This window comes from Variovorax sp. PEI5 (assembly GCF_056679935.1).
In genome coordinates this window covers 1,511,712-1,531,218 of the sequence record NZ_CM155257.1, presented here as the reverse complement: position 1 = coordinate 1,531,218, position 19,507 = coordinate 1,511,712, and the positions used below count along the sequence as shown (strand labels likewise).

Here is a 19,507-nt window from a genome sequence, read left to right as displayed (position 1 = left end):
AGGGCGCGTGCCGAGGCTACATGGCGCCAAGCTTGTGAGGCCGCGTCGTGGCGCTGCGCTGCGCTGCGTCACGGAGGACGGTGGGACGACCGGGCACCGGTCCCGTATCTGCTGTCGTGCGCGGTTGCGTCACGCCGACGCGGCCGCGAAGACGCGCTCAGCGCAAAGGACTGGTCAGCAGGCCGTAGATGGTGCGGATGCCATCCACGTAGTTGCCCATGCGCATGTTCTCGTTGGCCGCGTGCTGGTTGTTGTCGGCGTTGACCAGCGGCACGATGGCGAAGGGCACGCGCAGCGCCTCCACGATCTCGGCCGTCGGCACCGTGCCGCCCATCATGCGAATGCGCACCGGCTCGGGCGCGCGGCCGAAGGACTCGGTCATCGCGGCATAGGCCCAGGCGCCGACGGCCGAATCGATCGGCGTGCCGGCCGCGTCGGCGCCGCCGGTCTGGTAGGTGAAGGTGGCCAGCTTGTCGTGGTGCGCGCGGTCGTCGTCGCTCGGCGCGCCCGGCACCAGGTGGTAGCCCTGCTGGCGCAGGTGGGCCTCGATCAGGCCGCCGAGGTACTTCGCGTCGGAGTCGGGCGTGGTGCGCAGGTCGAGGTCGGCGACGGCCTGGTCGGGCACGATGTTGGCGACCTTGTCGCCCACCGCCGCCGAGGCCATGCCGCGCACGTTGAGCGAGGGGTACTGCATCGCCTCCTGGTAGTTGGCGCCGACGCGGTCGGCCCGGGCGATGCCCAGGCGGCGGCGCATCGCGGGTTCGTCGTCGGGCACGGCGGCCATGATGCGGCGCTCGGCCTCGCCCAGCTTCACGTGGTCGTAGTAGCCGGGGATGGTGACGCGGCCGGTGTCGTCCTTCATCGAGGCCAGCAGGCTCGCCAGCCGCTGGGCCGGGTTGGGGGCGTAGTTGCCGTAGTGCCCGCTGTGCAGGGGCACCTTGGCGCCATACACCGTGAGCCGCGCCGCCGCCGCGCCCCGGTTGCCGAAGATCAGCGTCGGCCGGTTGGTGGCGTGCATGGGGCCGTCGTGGATGACGATGGCATCGGTGCGCAGCAGGTCGAGGTGGGCCTGCATCACCTTGCCGATGGTCGGCGAGCCTTTCTCCTCCTCGCTGTCGAGCAGCACCTTGACATTGACGCCGGCGGCCGCGCCGTTCGCCTTCAGGGCGTCGATGGCGGCCAGGAACATCATGATGGGCGCCTTGTCGTCGGCCGACGAGCGACCGAAGACCCGCCATTCCGGATCGAAGGCGCCCTTGCCGTCGAGCAGGGCCGCGGCGTCGATCTGCTCCCACCGGCCCTGCGCGTCGCGCTGCTTGAGCACCGGCATCCAGGGGCTCTTCTGCGCCCATTGCGCCGGGATCACCGGCTGGCCGTCGAGGTGCATGTAGAACAGCACCGTGCGGCGCGCCGGATCGGCGCCGGGCAGCTCGGCGAACAGCATCGGCTTGCCGTCGTTGGCGAGCTGGCGGGTCGTGAAGCCACGCCTGGCGAACGCGGCCTCGAGCCAGTCGACATTGGTGCGCACGTCGGCCGGCACGATGGCGTCGTTGGGCAGGGCGAGCAGCTCGAAGTAGTCGCGGTACGTGCCCTGCGCGAACCTCGACGCGGCGGCGGGCGAGAGTTCGGCGGCGGGCGCGGCGGCCGCGCCCAGTGCGAGGCCGAGGGCGAGGGCGAGGGCGAAGGGCGGGCGCGGGAGGGAAGTCATGCGCGCAGGATAAGCGCAGCCGGCGGTCCGCGCCCGGGCCGGCTCTGCCTCAGGGCGCCGGCACGAGATGGGCGCCATCGGTGCCGTCGACGAAGCAGCGCAGGTTGTGGCGCGTCACCTCGGCGATCTCGCGCAGGGCCTCGATGGTGAAGAAGCCCTGGTGGCCGGTGACCAGCACGTTGGGAAAGGTCATGAGGCGCTGGAACACCTCGTCGTCGATGATCTCGCCCGAGTGGTCCTGGAAGAACAGTTCGCTCTCCTGCTCGTAGACGTCGATCGCCAGCTGGCCGAGCCGGCGCGACTTCAGCGCCTCGATGACGGCGCCGGTGTCGATCAGGGCGCCGCGCGAGGTGTTGACCAGCATCGCGCCGGATTTCATCGAGGCCAGCGCGCGGGCGTCGATGAGGTGGCGCGTCGCCACGGTGAGCGGGCAGTGCAGCGAGACGATGTCGGATTCGGCCAGCAGCACCTCGAGCGGCACCCGGCGGCCCAGGCTCTCGAACGCCGGCGCCGGGACCGGATCGCTGCCGAGCACCCGGCAGCCCAGGCCGTGCAGGATGCGCGCCGTGGCCAGGCCGATGCGGCCGGTGCCCACCACGCCGGCGGTCCTGCCATGCAGGGTGCTGCCCAGCAGGCCGTCGAGCATGAAGTTGCCCTCGCGCACGCGGTTGTAGGCCCGGTGCGTGTGGCGGTTGAGCGTCATGATCAGCGCCAGCGTGTGCTCGGCGACGGCCTCGGGCGAGTAGGCCGGCACCCGCGCGACGAAGAAGCCGAGCCGGGTGGCGGCGGCCATGTCGACGTTGTTGAAGCCGGCGCAGCGCAGCAGCACGGCGCGCACGCCCAAGGCGTGCAGGGCCTCCAGGGTGTCGGCGTCGAGGCGGTCGTTGACGAAGACGCAGACCGCGTCGCAACCACGCGCCAGCACCGCGGTGTCGGGGCCGAGCGTGGCCTGGACGTAGACGAGGCCACCCGCGACGGCATCGCCGGCCAGGGCCTCGTCGAGGAACCGGATGTCGTAGGGGCGGGCGCTGAAGACGGCCGTCCTCCTCGTCGTCGCCGTCGTCATCGCCGTGGTCGTGGTCGTCGCTGTCGTCGTCATGGGCGTCCTGGGTGGTGGAAGGCGGCGGTGCTGCGGCGTCCGGAGGCCGGATCCGGACGGCACGCGCGGCGAATGTCCGTGCGCGGTCGCGCATTGGCATGCATGATGGCCCACGAGTCCCAGTTTCTTGGAAGACCATGCCGCACGCCAACCCGAAGCTGAACCGTCTGCTGGCCGCGCTGCCGCGCGAGGAGTGGGAGCGCTGGCGGCCCCGGCTCGAAGCCGTCACCCTGCCGCTGGGCGGCGTGCTGTCCGAGTCGGGCGGGGTGCAGAGCCATGTCTATTTCCCGACCACCGCCATCGTCTCGCTGCTCCATGTGATGGAGAACGGGTCCTCGGCCGAGATCGCGGTCGTCGGCAACGAGGGCGTGGTCGGCATCTCGCTCTTCATGGGCGCGGGTTCGACCACCAGCCGCGCCGTGGTGCAGAGCGCGGGGCGCGCCTTCCGGCTCGACGCGACGACCCTGAAGGACGAGTTCGATCGCCTGCCGGTGCTGCACCTGCTGCTGCGCTACACCGCGGCGCTGATCACGCAGATGACGCAGACGGCCGTGTGCAACCGCTACCACTCGCTCGACCAGCAGCTGTGCCGATGGCTGCTGCTGAGCATGGACCGGCTGTCGGGCAGCGAGCTGCTCATGACGCAGGAGCTGATCGCCAACATGCTGGGCGTGCGGCGCGAGGGCGTGACCATGGTCGCCGGCCGGCTCCAGCGCGACGGGCTGATCCGCAATGCGCGCGGCCGCATCACGGTGCTCGACCGGCCGGGCCTCGAGCGCCGCAGCTGCGAGTGCTATGCGGTGGTCAAGAAGGAATACGACCGCCTGCTGCCGGACATCGTCGCGCGCTGAGCGCGTGCGCGCGTCCGTGGCGCTCAGAGAAGGCCTTGCGCGCCGGCCTGCGCGGTGAGCGCGGCGCGGAAGTGCGGATGCGCGATGCCGATCAGCGCGCGGGCGCGCTCCCGGGCCGAGCGGCCGCGCAACTGCGCGACGCCGTACTCGGTCACCACGTGGTCGACGTCGTTCTTGCTGGTGGTGACGTGGGTGCCGGGCGCGAGCACCGGGACGATGCGCGAGATGGTGTCGTCGCGGGCCGTCGAGGGCAGCACGATGAAGGCCTGGCCGCCGCGCGAGCGGTTGGCCGCCCGCACGAAATCGGACTGTCCGCCGGTGCCCGAGAACGGCTTCGATCCCAGGCTCTCCGAGCCGCACTGGCCCAGCAGGTCGATCTGCAAGGTGGCGTTGATGGCCACCAGCCGGTCGTTGAGGCCGGCCAGTGCCGGATCGTTGGTGATGTTGGCCGGGTGCATCTCCAGCATCGGATTGCGATGCATGAAGTCGTAGAGGCGCCGGGAGCCGAGCGCGAAGGTCGCCACCATCCTGTCGGGATGGTGGTTCTTGCGGCGGTTGTTGACCGCGCCGCACTCCACCAGCGACAGGATGCCGTCGCCGATCATCTCGGTGTGGATGCCCAGGTCGCGCTTGTGGGCGAGCTGTACCACGACGGCGTCGGGGATGCCGCCATAGCCGATCTGCAGGGTCGAGCCATCCTCGATCATGGCGGCGACCTGCCGGCCGATCGCCTCCTGCACCGGCCCGATGCGTGGCAGGCCGACCTCCAGCACCGGGGTGTCGTCCTCCACCAGGGCCGCGACCCGGGAGACGTGGACGTGGCAGGCGCCGAAGGCGTAGGGGACGTGGGGATTGACCTCCAGCACCACCGCGCGCGCCTTGGCCACGGCGGCCATGGTGTAGTCGGCCCCCAGGCTGAGCGCGAAATTGCCATCGGCATCCATCGGCGAGGCCAGGCTGAAGACGACATCGGCGCCGATGCGGCCGCGCTCGATCTGCGACGGGATCTCGGAGAAGCAGTTGGGGATGAAGTCGATCCAGCCGGCCTGGCCACCGGAGCGGGTGGCGCCGCCGAAGAAGAAGGCCACGTGACGCACGTGGGCGGTGGTGGCCGGATCGAGGTAGGCGTACTTGCGCATCGCCAGGATCTGGCCGACCTTCACATCGTGGAGTTCGAGACGTCGCTCGGACAGCGCGGTCAGCAATGCCGGCGGTTCGCCGACCCCCGTGGGCACGACGATGAAATCACCATCCTCCACGCAGCGGACCGCGTCGGTCGCGGACATCCGCCGCTGGAGATACATGGCCTGGAGGGAGGAAGTCATGAGCCATGGTGGACGATCCCGGGATGCTTGTCGAGCGATGCGCGTGGCATCCGGCTCGGCATGCTCGGATGCGCGAACGGCGCGGCGTTGAATGGAATGTTCTGATTTGTGCCTGGATGTGCGTTGACGCACAGACTTTCGACTGCGTGACCGCGCAAGCTGAACTCTTTTCCATGAGGACTTTCCCCCATGACTCACATCCATGCGATTCCCTTGGCGGGCGAGGGCAGCGAGCGCGTCATCCGTGGTGGCGACCGGATCTTCATCCGCCCGCTGCATGCCCAGGACGTCGAACTGGAGCGGCATTTCATCGAGAACCTGTCGCCGGTCTCGCGCCGCTTCCGCTTCCTGGAGTCGATGACCACACCCAGCGACGGCCTGCTGGCGCAGCTGACCCAGCTCGATCCGGCGACCGACATGGCCTATGTGGCCGTCACCGTCACCGGATCGACCGAGGAGCAGATCGGCGTGGCCCGCTTCAGCGTCACCGCCGATCGCCTGGATTGCGAATTCGCCGTGACGGTGGCCGACAGGTGGCAGAACAAGGGGTTGGGGACATTGCTGATGCAGCACCTGATCGACGATGCCATCGATCGCGGGATCGAGACCATGCATTCGAGCGATGCGCGCGACAACGAACTGATGCGTCGTTTCGCCGCGCATCTCGATCTGGAGCACCGGAGCGATCCGGACGATCCCTCGCAGATCATCTACAGCCTCGATCTCAAGGGCCGGCGTCAACGCCGGGAAGTCGCCCTGGCTCCCGTGCCGTCGCCGGCCTGAGCAGCGCGCCGGCGAGGCGGGCTTACTTGTCCTTGGCCGGCGTGACCGTGACCTTGGGCACCTCGACGACCTTCTCCTCGGTCTTGACCGTGGGGACCGTGACGACCTTCTCCTGCGTCGTCACCTCGACCTTGGGCGCCGTGACGTCGTACTTCGGCAGGGTGACATCGCCCGATTGAGTCTTCTCGTACTTGGGCATGGTGACGTTGCCTTCGGCGGTCTTCTTGACGTCACAGGCGGCGAGCGTAAAGGCGATGCCGACGGCGGCGACTGCGAGGATGCTTTTGTTCATGGGGTAACCTTCACGGATCATTGATGGCGCGATGCCGGATGGCAAGGCACGCGGAGTGTGATGCCAAGTCGTTACCAAACCTTGTCATCTGAAATCCAATGTGTCCGAAGGAAAGGCCATGACGGCCTGTCGGAGAACCGCAGCGGATCGCGAATCCGATTCCCAGCCATGAATTCCGCGCCGCCTCCCGCCGCCCACCCGCCCGTCGCCACTCCCGCAACTCCCGCCATGCCGGCCACCGATCTCGCTCCGCGCGGCACGGTGCTGGAAGTCCTGTGGGCCTTCCTGCGGCTCGGGCTGACGTCCTTCGGCGGGCCGGTGGCGCACCTGGGCTATTTCCGGACCGAGTTCGTCGAGCGCCGGCGTTGGCTCGACGACCAGCGCTATTCGGACCTGGTGGCGCTGTGCCAGTTCCTGCCCGGCCCGGCCAGCAGCCAGGTCGGTATCGCGCTCGGACTGGGCCGCGCCGGCTGGGGCGGGGCGCTGGCGGCCTGGATCGGCTTCACGCTGCCATCGGCCCTGCTGCTGATCGGCTTCGCGGCCGGCGTCACGCGCTGGCAGGCGCTGGCGCAGTCCGGCGCCGTGCAGGGCCTGAAGATCGTCGCCGTCGCCGTGGTGGCGCAGGCGGTGTGGGGCATGGCGCGGTCGCTGTGCCCCGACCGGCCGCGCGCGGGCGTCGCCATCGCCGCCGCGCTGGGAGTGCTGGCGATGCCGACGGCGATGGGGCAGCTCGCCGTCATCGTCCTGGGCGGCCTCGCGGGCCGGTGGCTGGCGGGGCCCGGCGCCGCGGCCGTCGCGGCCTCATCCGGCGCGCGGCAGGCCGGGCGCCGGATCGGCGGCCTGCTGCTGGTCCTGTTCGCGGGGCTGCTGGCGGTGCTGCCGCTGCTGGCGGCCGTGCCGGGCTGGGAGCGACTGTCCGTGGTGGCCGCGTTCTATCGCATCGGCGCGCTGGTGTTCGGCGGCGGCCATGTGGTGCTGCCGCTGCTGCAGGCGGTCGTCGTGCCTGGCGGCCTGGTCTCGAACGATGTCTTCCTGGCCGGCTATGGCGCGGCGCAGGCGGTGCCGGGGCCGCTGTTCACCTTCGCCGCCTACCTGGGCGCCGTCATGCCCGGCCCGTTCGGTGGCTGGACCGGCGGCCTGACATTGCTCGTGGTCATCTTCCTGCCGGCCTTCCTGCTGGTGGCGGGAGCGCTGCCGTACTGGGAGTCGCTGCGCCGGCGCGACGGCGTGCGGCGTGCGCTGGCCGGCGTCAACGCGGCGGTGGTCGGCGTGCTGGCGGCGGCGCTCTACGACCCGGTGTGGACCAGCGCTATCCATTCGCGCGCCGACTTCGGGCTGGCGCTGGCGGCCTTCGGGCTGCTGATGTATGCGCGACTGTCGCCGGTGCTGGTGGTGATGCTGGGCGCGCTGGTCGGGTGGGTGCTGGGGAGCGCCTGAGGGACGGCCGACGCGCCTGATGCGACCGGTACGACCGGTGCGATCGATGCGGCCGGACGCGGCGGACTGGCAGCGCGTCGCGCGCCTGGAGAGTGCGTCCTCGCGTCATCAGTTTCGATGAGAGAGGCGCCGGATCGATGTCGGCGAGTTGATCGCGGCGTGGTGTAAAACCCCAGGCGCGCCGGCTCGCCGCGTCCACGTCGGGAGCCGCACGTGGCCACGGCCGCCGTCGCGTTCCTCCACCCTGACCGTCGTTCCATGCCCGCGCGCCACCACCTCCAGCAAGTCATCGAAAACGCCATCGATTTCGCGATCGTCGTCATGGATCGCGAGGGCCTGGTCACCGACTGGAATCAGGGAGCGCGCAAGATCTTCGGCTGGTCGCGCCAGGAGATGCTGGGCGCCTCGGCCGACCGGCTCTTCACCGCCGAGGACCGGGCCCGCGACCGTCCGCGCGAGGAGATGCGGCTGGCGCTGGCCCATGGCCAGGCCGACGACGAGCGCTGGCACGCGCGGCGCGACGGCGGCCGGTTCTGGGCCTCCGGCGAGCTGATGCCATTGCGCGACGCGCATGGCACGCACCAGGGCTACGTCAAGATCCTGCGCGACCGCACGCGCCAGCACGAGACGGGCCGGCAGCTGCGCGAGTTCAAGGACCGCTTCGAGACCCTGCTGGAGACGGTGGAGACCGCCTTCGCCATCGTGGAGGTGAAGTTCGACGCCGACGACCGGCCGGTGGACTACCGCTTCATCGAGGCCAATCCCGCCTTCGAGCGCCAGGCCGGCGTCGACCTGCAGGGCAAGTGGGTGACCGAGTTCGCGCCCGACCTGGAGCGCTTCTGGTTCGACACCTACGGGCGGGTCGCCCTGACCGGGGAGCCGGCGAACTTCGAGAGCTATGCCGAGGCCTTCGGCCGCTGGTTCGACGTGCGCGCCATCCGCGTGGGCGAGCCCGAGGAACGACAGATCGCCATCTTCTTCAACGACGTCACCGACCGCCGCATGGCGCAGGATCGCCTGCGCGAGAGCGAGGCGGTGGCGCGCGAGAACGTCGAGCGCGTGCAGCTGGCGCTCGCGGCGGGCGCGATCATAGGCACCTGGCACTGGGATCTGCCGACCGACCGCTTCGCCGTCGACGAGGCCTTCGCGACGGCCTTCGGACTCAATCCCGAGCTCGGCCGCATCGGCCTGAGGCTGGAGGAGGTGGTGGCCACCGTCCATCCCGACGACAAGGCGGGACTGGTGGCCGCCATCGACGAGGCGATCCGGCGCGGCGGCGCCTATGCGCACCAGTACCGGGTGCGCCGGGCCGATGGTCGCTACTACTGGATCGAGGCCAACGGGCGCGTCGACCACGCCGCCGACGGCACCCCGCTGAGCTTCCCGGGCGTGCTGCTCGACGTCGAGGAGCGCCGTGCCGCGCAGGCCGAGCGCGACCGCAACGCCGCCGCGCTGCAGGCGCTCAACGAAACCCTCGAGCAGCGCGTGATCGAGCGCACCACCGAACTCATGCGCACCGAGGAGCAGTTGCGCCAGGCGCAGAAGATGGAAGCGGTCGGGCAGCTCACCGGCGGCCTGGCGCACGATTTCAACAACCTGCTCGCGGGCATCTCCGGCTCGCTGGAACTGATGCAGGCGCGCATCCGCAAGGGCCAGTTCGGCGAGCTCGAGCGCTACATCCAGGTGGCCCAGGGCGCGACCCGGCGCGCCGCCGGCCTCACGCACCGCCTGCTGGCTTTCTCGCGCCAGCAGACCCTCACGCCCAAGCCGACGCGCGTCGACCAGCTGGTCGACGGCATCGAGGAGCTGGTGCGCCGCACCATCGGACCGGCCATCGCATTGGAGGTGGTGGCCGCGGACGACCTCTGGCCGGCCCTGATCGATCCGGGCCAGCTGGAGAACGCGCTGCTGAACCTGTGCATCAACGCGCGCGATGCCATGCCCGATGGTGGACGCATCACGATCGCGGCCACCAACGAGTCGCTGGATGCGGCCACCGCCGCGGCCTATGGCCTGCCCGAGGGACCATATCTCTCGCTGTGCGTGACCGACACCGGCACGGGCATGCCGCCGGAGGTGGTGGCCCGGGTGTTCGAGCCCTTCTTCACGACCAAGCCGATCGGCCAGGGCACCGGGCTCGGGCTGTCCATGATCCATGGCTTCGCGCAGCAGTCCGGCGGGCAGGTGCGCATCCACTCGGAGGTCGGCCGGGGTACCGCCGTGCGCCTGTACATGCCGCGCCACCATGGCGGCGTCGAGGGCGAGGCCGTGCCGGCGACGCCCGTCGATGCCGGGCGTGCCCTGGACGGCCAGACGGTGCTGGTGGTGGACGACGAGCCCTCGGTGCGGATGCTGGTGGTCGAGGTGCTCGAGGACCTCGGCTACACCGCGCTGCAGGCCCAGGACAGCGTGGCGGGTCTGAAGATCCTGCAGTCCGGCGCCCGCATCGACCTGCTGGTCACCGATGTCGGGCTGCCCGGCGGCATGAACGGCCGGCAGATGGCGGATGCGGCGCGCGCGCGACGACCGGACCTCAAGGTCCTGTTCATCACCGGCTATGCCGAGCATGGCGTGCTGGGCAGCGGCCAGCTCGAGGCCGGCATGCACGTGCTGATCAAGCCGTTCCCGGTCGAGCGGCTGGGCACGGTCATCAAGGAACTCATCGATGCCCCTCCGGTGGCACGCGGGGAGGGGGGTTGACCAAGGCCATCCCGTCCCCGCGCACGCCCCGCCGGGGCACCGGCGGCATCACCCTGGCCGATGTCTCGCGGCTCGCCGGTGTCTCGGCCATCACGATCTCGCGCGCGCTCAACACGCCCGAGCGCGTCTCGCCCGAGACGCGCGAGAAAGTGCGGCTGGCCGTCGAGCGCACCGGGTACGTGCCCAACCTGCTGGCCGGCGGCCTGGCATCCAACCGCAGCCGGCTGGTGGCGGCGCTGGTGCCGACCATCGCCGGTCCGGTGTTCCTGGAGACCATCCAGGCCCTGACCGAGACGCTGGCCGGGCGCGGCTACCAGCTGATGCTGGGCCAGAGCGGCTACGACCGCTCGCGCGAGGACGCGCTGATCGACGCCATCGTCGGGCGCCGGCCCGATGGCATCGTGCTCACGGGCATCATGCATTCGGCCCAGGGACGGCGCCGTCTGCTGGCCTCGGGCATCCCGGTGGTCGAGACCTGGGACCTGACGCCCGAGCCGATCGACATGCTGGTGGGCTTCTCGCACGAGCGGGCCGGGGCGGCGATGGCCGGCTTCCTGCGCGAGCGCGGCTATCGCCGGCCGGCCATCGTCACCGGCGACGACCGGCGCGCCGACCTGCGGCGCATCGGCTTCGAGCAGGCCTGGGGGACCCGGGGAGCGTTGCTGCCGGTGCATCGCGTGCCGGCGCCCACCACGCTCGGAGCCGGGCGCTCGGCCCTGGCGCGGCTGCTGGATGCCGGCGTCCCGATCGATGCGCTGGCCTGCAGCTCCGACGTGCTGGCCCACGGCGTGATCATCGAGGCCCAGGCGCGCGGATTGCGCGTGCCGCAGGACCTGGGCGTGATCGGCTTCGGCGACCTGGCCTTCGCGCGCGACTCGCATCCGGCCATCACCACCATCCGCATCGATGGCACGGCCATCGGCCGGCAGGCCGCGCTGTGCATCGTCGAGCGCGCCGAGGGCCGCGCGGTCGCCTCCAAGGTGATGGACCTGGGCTTCTCGGTCGTCGCGCGCGACAGCGCCTGAGCCCGCGCGAGGTCCGCCGGCCGGCGTCGGCGGCTTCAATCTGCTAACGGTTTGACGTTGGGTTCCGGAGCGTCGATGGCTCCCCGGGGCCGGGCCGGGCGGCCCTCGATCCGGACCCCTGGAAAACCCGCTAGGCGGGTCCTGGCGACCCTGCGTAAGATCGTATGACAGCGCTAACATCGACTGGCTGCCGCAAGCGTCGCCGGTCTTCCTTCCCCACCGCATCCATGACCTCACGCAAAAAGCCCGAAGACCTCCGCTCGCACCGCTGGTACGGCGTCAAGGACCTGCGCAGCTTCGGCCATCGCTCGCGCACCGCGCAGATGGGCTTCAGCCGCGACGACTACCTCGGCAAGCCGGTGATCGCCATCCTCAACACCTGGAGCGACATGAACTCCTGCCACACGCACTTCAAGCAGCGCGTGGAGGAGGTCAAGCGCGGCGTCTGGCAGGCCGGTGGCTTCCCGGTCGAGATCCCGGCGATGAGCCTGGGCGAGGCCTTCCAGAAGCCGACCACCATGCTCTATCGCAACCTGCTGGCGATGGAGGCCGAGGAGCTGATCCGCTCCTATCCCGCCGATGGCGTGGTGCTCATGGGCGGCTGCGACAAGACCACGCCGGGCCTGGTGATGGGCGCGCTGGCCAACAACCTGCCGACGATCTTCGTGCCGGCCGGGCCGATGCTGCGCGGCGACTACAAGGGCAGCGTCCTCGGCTCCGGTTCCGACACCTGGAAGTACTGGGCCGAGCTGCGCGCCGGCAACATCACCGAGGACGACTGGCGAGACGTCGAGGACGGCATCGCGCGCTCGCCCGGCACCTGCATGACCATGGGCACGGCCAGCACCATGATGAGCGCCACCGAGACCCTGGGCCTGACGCTGCCGGGCGCCTCGTCGATCCCGGCGCCCGATTCGCGCCACGCCATGATGGCCACGCAGTCGGGCCGGCGCATCGTCGAGATGGTGTGGGAGGACCTCAAGCCGCTCGACATCCTGACGCCCGCCTCGTTCGACAACGCGGTCAAGGCGGTGCTCGGCCTGGGCGGCTCGACCAACGCCATCGTCCACCTGATCGCGATGGCGCGGCGCGCCGGCGTGCCGCTGGACCTGGCGCGCTTCGACGAGCTGGCGCGCGAGACGCCCGTGACGGCCAACCTGCGCCCGGGTGGCAAGTACCTGATGGAGGACTTCTACTACGCCGGTGGACTGCGCGCCTTCCTCGCCGGCATGGGCCCGCTCATCGATGGCACCCAGATGACCTGCAACGGCCGGACGCTGGGCGAGAACATCGCCGGCGCCGAGGTCTACAACGCCGATGTCATCCGCCCGCGCGAGCAGGCCCTGCTGGAGAGCGGCGGACTGGCCGTGCTGCGCGGCAACCTGGCGCCCGACGGTGCCGTCATCAAGCCCGCCGCGATGGAGCAGCACCTGCGCCGCCACACCGGACCGGCGGTGGTGTTCAGGAACTACGACGACCTCGCCGCGCGCATCGATTCGCCCGAGCTCGACATCACCCGGGACAGCGTCATCGTGCTGCAGAGCGCCGGCCCGCAGGGCGCGCCGGGCATGCCCGAGTGGGGCCAGCTGCCGATCCCGCAGAAGCTGCTGAAGGAGGGCGTGCGCGACATGGTGCGCATCAGCGATGCCCGCATGAGCGGCACCAGCTATGGCGCCTGCGTGCTGCACGTGACGCCAGAGTCGCATGTCGGCGGCCCGCTGGCGCTGGTGCGCGATGGCGACCTGGTGACGCTCGACGTCGACGCGCGCCGCATCGACATGGCGGTCGACGATGCCGAGATCGCGCGTCGCCGCGCCGAATGGCTCAGGCCGATCCCCAAGTTCAGCCGCGGCTATGGCGTGATGTTCCTGAAGCACGTGCAGCAGGCCGACACCGGCTGCGACTTCGACTTCCTGGCGCCGGACTATGTCGAGCCGACGGCGGACGCCGTGCCGGGCGCGTCGGGCGCGTCGGCCGGGCAGGGCGGCCGCGGCGAGCCCGAGATCCACTGATCGACCGCGCGATCCGGCGCCCGTGATCGGGCGCGACGAGACGAAGAAAAACGACGAGACAACGAGACAACGAGACAACGAGACAACGAGACAAGGACGACCCGCCATGGCGAAGACCTTCCCGCATTTCCCGTCCGCCGGCCCGGCGCCACGCATGCGCCGCGTACTGGCGTGGCGGCTCGCGCTGTGGCCGGTGGCGGCCTGCGCGCTGCTGCTGGCCGCACCGCGCCCGGCCGGGGCCCAGGCGACGCCCTGGCCGACGCGGCCGGTGACCTTCGTGGTGCCCTTCGCGCCCGGCGGCGGCACCGACATCGCCGCGCGCCTGCTGGCCACGCGGCTGGGCCAGAAGTGGGGCCAGTCGGTGGTGGTGGACAACCGCACCGGCGCGGGCGGGCTGGTGGGCGCCGAGCTCGTCGCCAAGGCGAAGCCCGATGGCTACACGATGCTGATCGGCAATGTCGGCACGCAGTCGATCAATCCGTCGCTCTACCGGATGCCCTACGACGCCGACCGCGCCTTCGCGCCGGTGTCGCTGTTCGCCGAGCTGCCATTCGCCTTCGTCGTCCATCCGAAGGTGCCGGCCCGGACGCCGCGCGAGCTGATCGCGCTGGCCAAGGCGGAGCCCGGCAGGTTCACCTATGCCAGTTCCGGCAGCGGCGGCTCGCCGCATCTGACGGCGGAGATCTTCCAGCAGGCGGCGGGCGTGAAGTTCGTGCACGTGCCCTACAAGGGCGGCGGCCCGGCCATGGCCGACCTGATGGCCGGCCACGTCGACATGCTGTTCGCCTCCATCCTGGAGACCTCGGGCTACGTGAAGAGCGGCAAATTGCGCGCCCTGGCCGTGACCAGCACGCAGCGCTCGCCAGCCATGCCCGACGTGCCCACGCTGGCCGAGCTGGGCGTGAGCGATGCCGAATCCGGCTCGTGGGTGGCGCTGCTGGCGCCGGCCGGTACGCCGCAGGCCCTGATCGACCAGGTCTCGGCCGACGTGCGCGACGTCGTGGCGTTGCCCGACATGCGCCAGGCACTGATCGCCCAGGGCGCCACGCCGCGCGGCGGCACCCCGGGCGAACTGCGCCAGACCATCGAGGCCGACCGGCTGCGCTACGGACGGGTCATCCAGGCGCGCGGCGTCAAGGTCGAGTGACGACCCCGACCGCCACGACCACTTCCGCTCCCATCCCCCTCCACGACGCATACCCTCCAGACAACGGCCGCCCCATGTCCACTCCGATCTCCTCCTCCCCCTCCCATGGCCGCCGTGCCATCCTGCGCGCCGCCGCCGCGCTCGCCGCGCTGCCGGCCGCGCCGCTGGTCGCGCTGGCGCAGTCCGATGCCGCCGCCTGGCCGACGCGGGCCATCACCTATGTCGTGCCATTCACGCCCGGCGGCTCGACCGATGTCATCGGCCGGGTCATCGCGCAGAAGCTGGGCGAGGCGCTCGGCCAGCCGGTGGTGGTGGACAACCGCCCGGGCGCGGCCGGCGCCGTCGGCGCGACCTATGTCGCCAAGGCCAGGCCGGATGGCTACACGCTGTTCGGCGGCACCATCAGCACCCACGCCATCAACGCCAGCCTGTACAAGAACCTGCCCTACGACCCGGTCAAGGACTTCGAGCCGATCTCGCTGGTGGCCTTCCTGCCCAACGTGCTGATCGTCGACCCCAATCTGGGCGTGAACTCGGTCGCCGAGCTGATCGCGTTGCTGAAGAAGGACCCGACCAAGCGCACCTTCGCGTCGTCGGGCGCGGGCACCTCGACGCACCTGGCCGGCGAGATGCTGGCCGAGGCCATCGGCGTCAAGCTCACGCACATCCCCTACAAGGGCACGCCGCCGGCCATGCTGGACGTGTCGTCGGGCCAGGTCGCCTTCATGTTCGACCAGGTCACCGCCGCGCTGCCGCTGGTGCAGGCCGGCAAGCTGAAGCTGCTGGCCGTGACCTCGGCCCGGCGCATGGCGCTGGTGCCGCAGCTGCCGACCCTGCAGGAGGCCGGTGTCCCGGGCTTCGACATGGCGTCGTGGCAGGCCGTCTACGCGCCGCGCAACCTGCCCGCGCCGATCGCGCAGCGCCTGTCCGGCGAGATCAACCGCATCCTGCAGCTGCCCGATGTCAAGGACAAGCTGGCCAACCAGTTCGGCATGGACGTGGTGGCCGGCTCGCCGGCGCAGCTCGCCGCGCTGATGCAGAAGGAGATCCCGCGCTGGGCCGAGCTGGTGCGCCGCTCCGGCGCCTCGGCCGACTGACCGCGCCGGTGCCTTCCGCTCGATCCGCTCGATCCGATCCAAGTCCGGCTTTCCCTCGCAACCTCCCCACCCCTCCCACTTCCCCCGCCATGACCGAACCGACCGCTCTCTCCCCCGAAGCCCGCGAACGACTGCGCCACGTGAGCGTGGCCACCCTGTGCACGCAGCTGTTCAAGCGCGGCTTCCGCAATGTCTACCTGCAGGGCGTCGGACGGCTGACGACGCCCAGCGGTGGCAACCTGGTCGGGCCGGCCTTCACGATGCGCAACATCCCGGCGCGCGAGGACCTCGACCAGATCAGCGCCTTCGACAACCCCGACCACCCGCAGCGCAAGGGCATCGAGAGCGTGCCCGAGGGCCACGTGCTGGTGATCGACTGCCGTGGCGAGACGCGCGTGGCCTCCGGCGGGCAGATCCTGACGACGCGGCTGAAGGTGCGCGGCGCCGCCGGCCTGGTCTCCGATGGCCCGGTGCGCGACAGCGGCCCGATCTCGCAGATGGATTTCCCGGTCTATTGCGCCGGTGGCAGCGCGCCGCTCAACCTCATCCACCACCACGCCATCGACCTGAACGTGCCGATCGGCTGCGGCGGCGTGGCGGTGTATCCGGGCGACGTGATGGTCGGGGACGACGAGGGCGTGGTCGTGATCCCGTCGCACCTGGCCGAGGAGATCTCGCTCGACGCCATCGAGCAGGAGAAGATGGAAGCCTTCGTGCTGGAGCGCGTGGAAGGTGGCGCCCGGCTCGCCGGCACCTATCCGCCCAACGCCGAGACGCGCGCCGCGTTCGGCGTGTGGCGCCAGGCCAAGGGGATCTGAGCCATGCGCCGCCGCACCTTCGTCGCCTCGTCGACCACCACCACGCTGCTGGCCCTGGCCGGCGCGCTGCCCGCCATCGCGCAGACCGCCCCGGCCGCCGCCTACCCGAGCAAGCAGATCACCATCGTCGTGCCGGCCTCGCCCGGCGGCGCCATCGACCTGGCCGCGCGGCTCATCGGCCAGAAGCTGACCGAGGCCTGGGGCCAGTCGGTGGTGGTGGACAACCGGGCCGGCGCCACCGGCATCATCGGCACCGACCTGGTCGCCAAGAGCCCGCCGGACGGCCACATGCTGGCGCTGGTCGCCAGCAGCCACGCCATCAATCCGAGCATGGTGAAGAAGCTGCCCTTCGACACCATGAAGAGCTTCGAGCCCGTGGCGCTGACGCACGTGGTGCCGCTGGTGCTGATCGTCTCGCCGGAACTGCCGGTGAAGTCGGTGGCCGAGCTGATCGCCTATGGCAAGGCCCATCCGGGCCAGCTGTCCTTCGCCTCCAGCGGCAACGGCGGCGCGCCGCACTTCTCGGGCGAGCTGTTCAAGAGCATGACCGGGCTGGACATCACGCACGTGCCCTACAAGGGCAGCACGCTGGCCCATCCCGATCTCATCAGCGGGCGCACTTCGCTGATGTTCGACACCGTGGCGGCGGCCAACGTGCAGATCAAGGCCGGCCGCCTGCGCGCATTGGCCGTGACGACGGCCAAGCGCTCGTCGGTGCTGCCCGACGTGCCGACGATGCAGGAGGCCGGCATCGCCGGCTACGAGACCAGCACCTGGGGCGGCCTGCTCGCGCCGGCCGGCACGCCGGCGGCCACGGTCGCCAGGCTCAATGCCGAGGTCGTCCGCATCCTGGCCCTGCCCGACGTGCGCAAGACCCTGCAGGACAATGGCATCGAACCCGGCGGCGGCACGCCCCGGCAGTTCGGCGATTTCATCGGCACCGAGATGGTCAAGTGGGCCCGGGTGGCGAAGAGCGCCGGCATCCAGCCGGAATGACGGCGCAGCCCCGCGCCACCTCCCGACCTCCATCCGCACCCACATCCATGTCCACGACCACGACCATCCAGACCCGCGTCCTCCAGCACGGCCGGCTGCTGCCGGCCCTCGAGGCCCGCCTCGCCGCGACCCACGACGTCCATCCGCTGTGGGAGGAGGCCGATCCGAAGGCCTTCCTGGCCGCGCATGGCGGCGAGTTCACCGCGCTGGTCACCTCGGCGCGTTTCGGCGCCGATGCCGCGATGATCGCGGCGCTGCCGGCGCTGCGCGTCATCTCCAGCTTCGGCGTCGGCCTCGACGCCATCGACCTCGACGCGGCGCGCGCGCGCGGCATCGCGGTCGGCTACACGCCCGACGTGCTCAACGACTGCGTCGCCGACACCGCCTTCGCGCTGGTCATGGACGTGGCTCGCCGCATCACCGAATCCGACCGCTTCGTGCGCCGCGGCGACTGGCAGCGCGGCCAGTTCCCGCTGGCGACCCGGGTCTCGGGCAAGAAGCTCGGCATCCTGGGCATGGGACGCATCGGCCGCGTGATCGCGCGCCGCGCCTCGGGCTTCGACATGGAGGTGCGCTATCACAACCGGCGCCGGCTCGACGACGTCGAGTACGGCTATGCCGAGACGCTGGAGGAGCTCGCCGGGTGGGCCGACTTCCTGGTCATCGCCAGCGCCGGCGGCGCCGAGACGCGCGGCCTGGTCTCGCGCGGGATCCTCGACGCGCTCGGCCCCCAGGGCTATTTGGTGAACATCTCGCGCGGCACGGTGGTCGACGAGCAGGCGCTGGTCGAGGCGCTGCGGGACAAGCGCATCGCCGGCGCCGGCCTCGATGTCTTCGAGGACGAGCCGAACGTGCCGGAGGCGCTGCTCGCGCTCGACAACGTCGTGCTGCTGCCGCACCTGGCGAGCAACACGCACGAGACGCGCGCGGCGATGGCGCAACGCGTGGAGGACAACCTGGCGGCCTTCCTGGCCGGCCGCCCGATGATCAGCGCCGCCGCCTGACGCGGCCCGGGCCGGGCCGGCCGCCGGTCATGCGCCTGGGGAGGGCGCCACGCGTTCGAACAGGCCTTCGTAGGAGTCCACCCAGCCTTCGTCGTCGACGCTCAGGCCGGCGCTGAAGCCCGCGAACAGGCCGAGATCGACATAGCGCAGCCGGTGCGGTCCCAGCCGCTCGTAGCGCTGGCGCGAGCGCGCCACGGTCAGGCGCGGCGCGTCGATGAAGACCGTATCGACCGTGAGGCTCCGGCCGGGCGTGGCCGGCACCCGGCGGATGGGCAGGGTGTTGCAGAAGGGCGTCGCCGACAGATCGACATCGTCCACGCCGTCGAGGTCGGGGCGCGCCACGCCATCGACCTCCCAACCGGTTCCGTCGCCATCGCCGCCACGCGCCAGTCGCAACGTCCGGTGGCCCCGGTCATCCCAGCAATCGACGTCGACCCGCCGCACGCGCCAGTCGGCGCCCAGCCGCCATCGATGGGCCAGCCGGAAACCGCCATCCTCCAGGCAGATCACCATCGACGTCGCCGCGACATGGTCGGGCGCGACCGTCAGTTCCAGCCGCTCGAGGCCGGCGATGTCGGTGCGGCGCCAGAACAGCACGGAGGTCCGCGCCGCCAACGCGCCGCCCTCAGCCGCGCACGCGCGCCGGATTGCCGACCACCGTGGCGCCGGCCGGCACGTCGCGCGTTACCACGCTGCCCGCGCCGATCACCGCGTCGTCGCCGACCGTGATGCCCGGCAGCAGGATCGCGCCGCCGCCGATCCAGACATTGCGGCCGATGTGGATCGGCCGGCCGAATTCCAGTCCGGCCTCGCGGTCGGCGGCGCCGCGCGGATGGTCGGCCGTGAGGATCTGCACGTGGGGGCCGATCTGGGTCTTGTCGCCGATCGTGACCTTCACGACGTCGAGGATCACGCAGCCGAAATTCAGGAACACCCCGGCGCCGAGCTCGACATTGAAGCCATAGTCGCAGTGGAAGGGCGGGCGGATGGTCGAGCCGTCGCCGACGGCGCCGAAGCGCTCGGCCAGCAGCACGCGCCGGTCCTGCGAGCTCATGCCCAGCGCGGCGTTGTAGCGCACCAGCCATTCGCGCGTGGCGGCCAGGTCGGCCTGGATCTCGTCGTCGCCGGCATCGTAGAGTTCGCCGGCGAGCATCCTCTGTTTCTGGGTCCTGGCGGGTGTCGTCGATTTGGTGGGGTTCTTCTGCGTCATGGA

The 19,507-nt window shown here is 70.9% G+C and carries 17 protein-coding genes; 11 read left to right on the top strand and 6 right to left on the bottom strand.

Annotation, left to right across the window (positions count from 1 at the left end):
• Window positions 1-157: 157 nt before the first annotated feature.
• Both AC1MLT_RS06980 and AC1MLT_RS06975 read right to left on the bottom strand, forming a co-directional pair.
• Window positions 158-1,708: a M20/M25/M40 family metallo-hydrolase gene (locus AC1MLT_RS06980; protein ID WP_481034635.1), complete on the bottom strand. Its 1,551-nt coding sequence runs from the start codon at window positions 1,706-1,708 to the stop codon at window positions 158-160.
• A gap of 49 nt (window positions 1,709-1,757) precedes the next feature.
• Complete coding sequence (locus AC1MLT_RS06975) at window positions 1,758-2,807, bottom strand: 2-hydroxyacid dehydrogenase (protein ID WP_481034634.1); 1,050 nt, start codon at window positions 2,805-2,807, stop codon at window positions 1,758-1,760.
• 137 nt (window positions 2,808-2,944) lie between these two features.
• Between AC1MLT_RS06975 and AC1MLT_RS06970 the strand changes: the two genes are divergently transcribed.
• Window positions 2,945-3,658, top strand: coding sequence for a Crp/Fnr family transcriptional regulator (locus AC1MLT_RS06970; RefSeq protein ID WP_481034632.1), 714 nt, complete (start codon window positions 2,945-2,947; stop codon window positions 3,656-3,658).
• A 23-nt stretch (window positions 3,659-3,681) separates the two neighbouring features.
• Here AC1MLT_RS06970 and AC1MLT_RS06965 read toward each other — a convergent pair whose 3' ends face one another.
• Window positions 3,682-4,983 (bottom strand): acetyl-CoA hydrolase/transferase family protein, encoded by a 1,302-nt coding sequence (locus AC1MLT_RS06965; protein ID WP_481034631.1) that lies wholly within the window; start codon window positions 4,981-4,983, stop codon window positions 3,682-3,684.
• A gap of 189 nt (window positions 4,984-5,172) precedes the next feature.
• Here AC1MLT_RS06965 and AC1MLT_RS06960 point away from each other — a divergent pair, with 189 nt between their 5' ends.
• A complete protein-coding gene (locus AC1MLT_RS06960) occupies window positions 5,173-5,766 on the top strand; it encodes an N-acetyltransferase family protein (RefSeq protein WP_481034629.1) in 594 nt (197 codons plus the stop codon).
• A 22-nt stretch (window positions 5,767-5,788) separates the two neighbouring features.
• On the opposite strand, the gene AC1MLT_RS06955 is transcribed toward AC1MLT_RS06960, so the two are convergent.
• Entirely contained in the window at window positions 5,789-6,058 is a 270-nt protein-coding gene (locus AC1MLT_RS06955; protein ID WP_481034627.1) for an inner membrane complex domain-containing protein, read from the bottom strand.
• 228 nt (window positions 6,059-6,286) lie between these two features.
• Between AC1MLT_RS06955 and chrA the strand changes: the two genes are divergently transcribed.
• The 9 genes from chrA (at window position 6,287) to AC1MLT_RS06910 (ending at window position 18,294) form a co-directional block, all read left to right on the top strand.
• Window positions 6,287-7,495, top strand: a complete 1,209-nt coding sequence (chrA, locus tag AC1MLT_RS06950; protein WP_481034625.1) for a chromate efflux transporter — start codon at window positions 6,287-6,289, stop codon at window positions 7,493-7,495.
• Window positions 7,496-7,753: 258 nt separating this feature from the next.
• Complete coding sequence (locus tag AC1MLT_RS06945; RefSeq protein ID WP_481034624.1) at window positions 7,754-10,195, top strand: PAS domain S-box protein; 2,442 nt, start codon at window positions 7,754-7,756, stop codon at window positions 10,193-10,195.
• Window positions 10,192-11,220, top strand: a complete 1,029-nt coding sequence (locus AC1MLT_RS06940) for a LacI family DNA-binding transcriptional regulator (RefSeq protein ID WP_481034623.1) — start codon at window positions 10,192-10,194, stop codon at window positions 11,218-11,220. Before AC1MLT_RS06945 ends, AC1MLT_RS06940 begins: the two co-directional genes overlap by 4 nt.
• A 227-nt stretch (window positions 11,221-11,447) precedes the next feature.
• Window positions 11,448-13,232 (top strand): L-arabinonate dehydratase, encoded by a 1,785-nt coding sequence (gene araD, locus AC1MLT_RS06935; RefSeq protein ID WP_481034622.1) that lies wholly within the window; start codon window positions 11,448-11,450, stop codon window positions 13,230-13,232.
• A 154-nt stretch (window positions 13,233-13,386) separates the two neighbouring features.
• The gene (locus tag AC1MLT_RS06930) at window positions 13,387-14,379 is read left to right on the top strand and encodes a Bug family tripartite tricarboxylate transporter substrate binding protein (RefSeq protein ID WP_481034933.1); all 993 of its coding nucleotides are present in this window, start codon (window positions 13,387-13,389) and stop codon (window positions 14,377-14,379) included.
• 74 nt (window positions 14,380-14,453) lie between these two features.
• Window positions 14,454-15,476 carry a Bug family tripartite tricarboxylate transporter substrate binding protein gene (locus tag AC1MLT_RS06925; protein ID WP_481034621.1) on the top strand — a complete coding sequence of 341 codons (1,023 nt, stop codon included), beginning with the start codon at window positions 14,454-14,456 and terminating at the stop codon, window positions 15,474-15,476.
• Between the two features lie 89 nt (window positions 15,477-15,565).
• Complete coding sequence (locus AC1MLT_RS06920) at window positions 15,566-16,294, top strand: ribonuclease activity regulator RraA (RefSeq protein ID WP_481034620.1); 729 nt, start codon at window positions 15,566-15,568, stop codon at window positions 16,292-16,294.
• A 3-nt stretch (window positions 16,295-16,297) separates the two neighbouring features.
• Window positions 16,298-17,290, top strand: a complete 993-nt coding sequence (locus AC1MLT_RS06915) for a tripartite tricarboxylate transporter substrate binding protein (RefSeq protein WP_481034619.1) — start codon at window positions 16,298-16,300, stop codon at window positions 17,288-17,290.
• 65 nt (window positions 17,291-17,355) lie between these two features.
• Window positions 17,356-18,294, top strand: a complete 939-nt coding sequence (locus tag AC1MLT_RS06910; protein WP_481034932.1) for a 2-hydroxyacid dehydrogenase — start codon at window positions 17,356-17,358, stop codon at window positions 18,292-18,294.
• Between the two features lie 27 nt (window positions 18,295-18,321).
• Here AC1MLT_RS06910 and AC1MLT_RS06905 read toward each other — a convergent pair whose 3' ends face one another.
• Entirely contained in the window at window positions 18,322-18,909 is a 588-nt protein-coding gene (locus AC1MLT_RS06905) for a putative glycolipid-binding domain-containing protein (protein ID WP_481034617.1), read from the bottom strand.
• A gap of 10 nt (window positions 18,910-18,919) precedes the next feature.
• Window positions 18,920-19,504 carry a sugar O-acetyltransferase gene (locus AC1MLT_RS06900; RefSeq protein WP_481034615.1) on the bottom strand — a complete coding sequence of 195 codons (585 nt, stop codon included), beginning with the start codon at window positions 19,502-19,504 and terminating at the stop codon, window positions 18,920-18,922.
• Window positions 19,505-19,507: the final 3 nt, after the last annotated feature.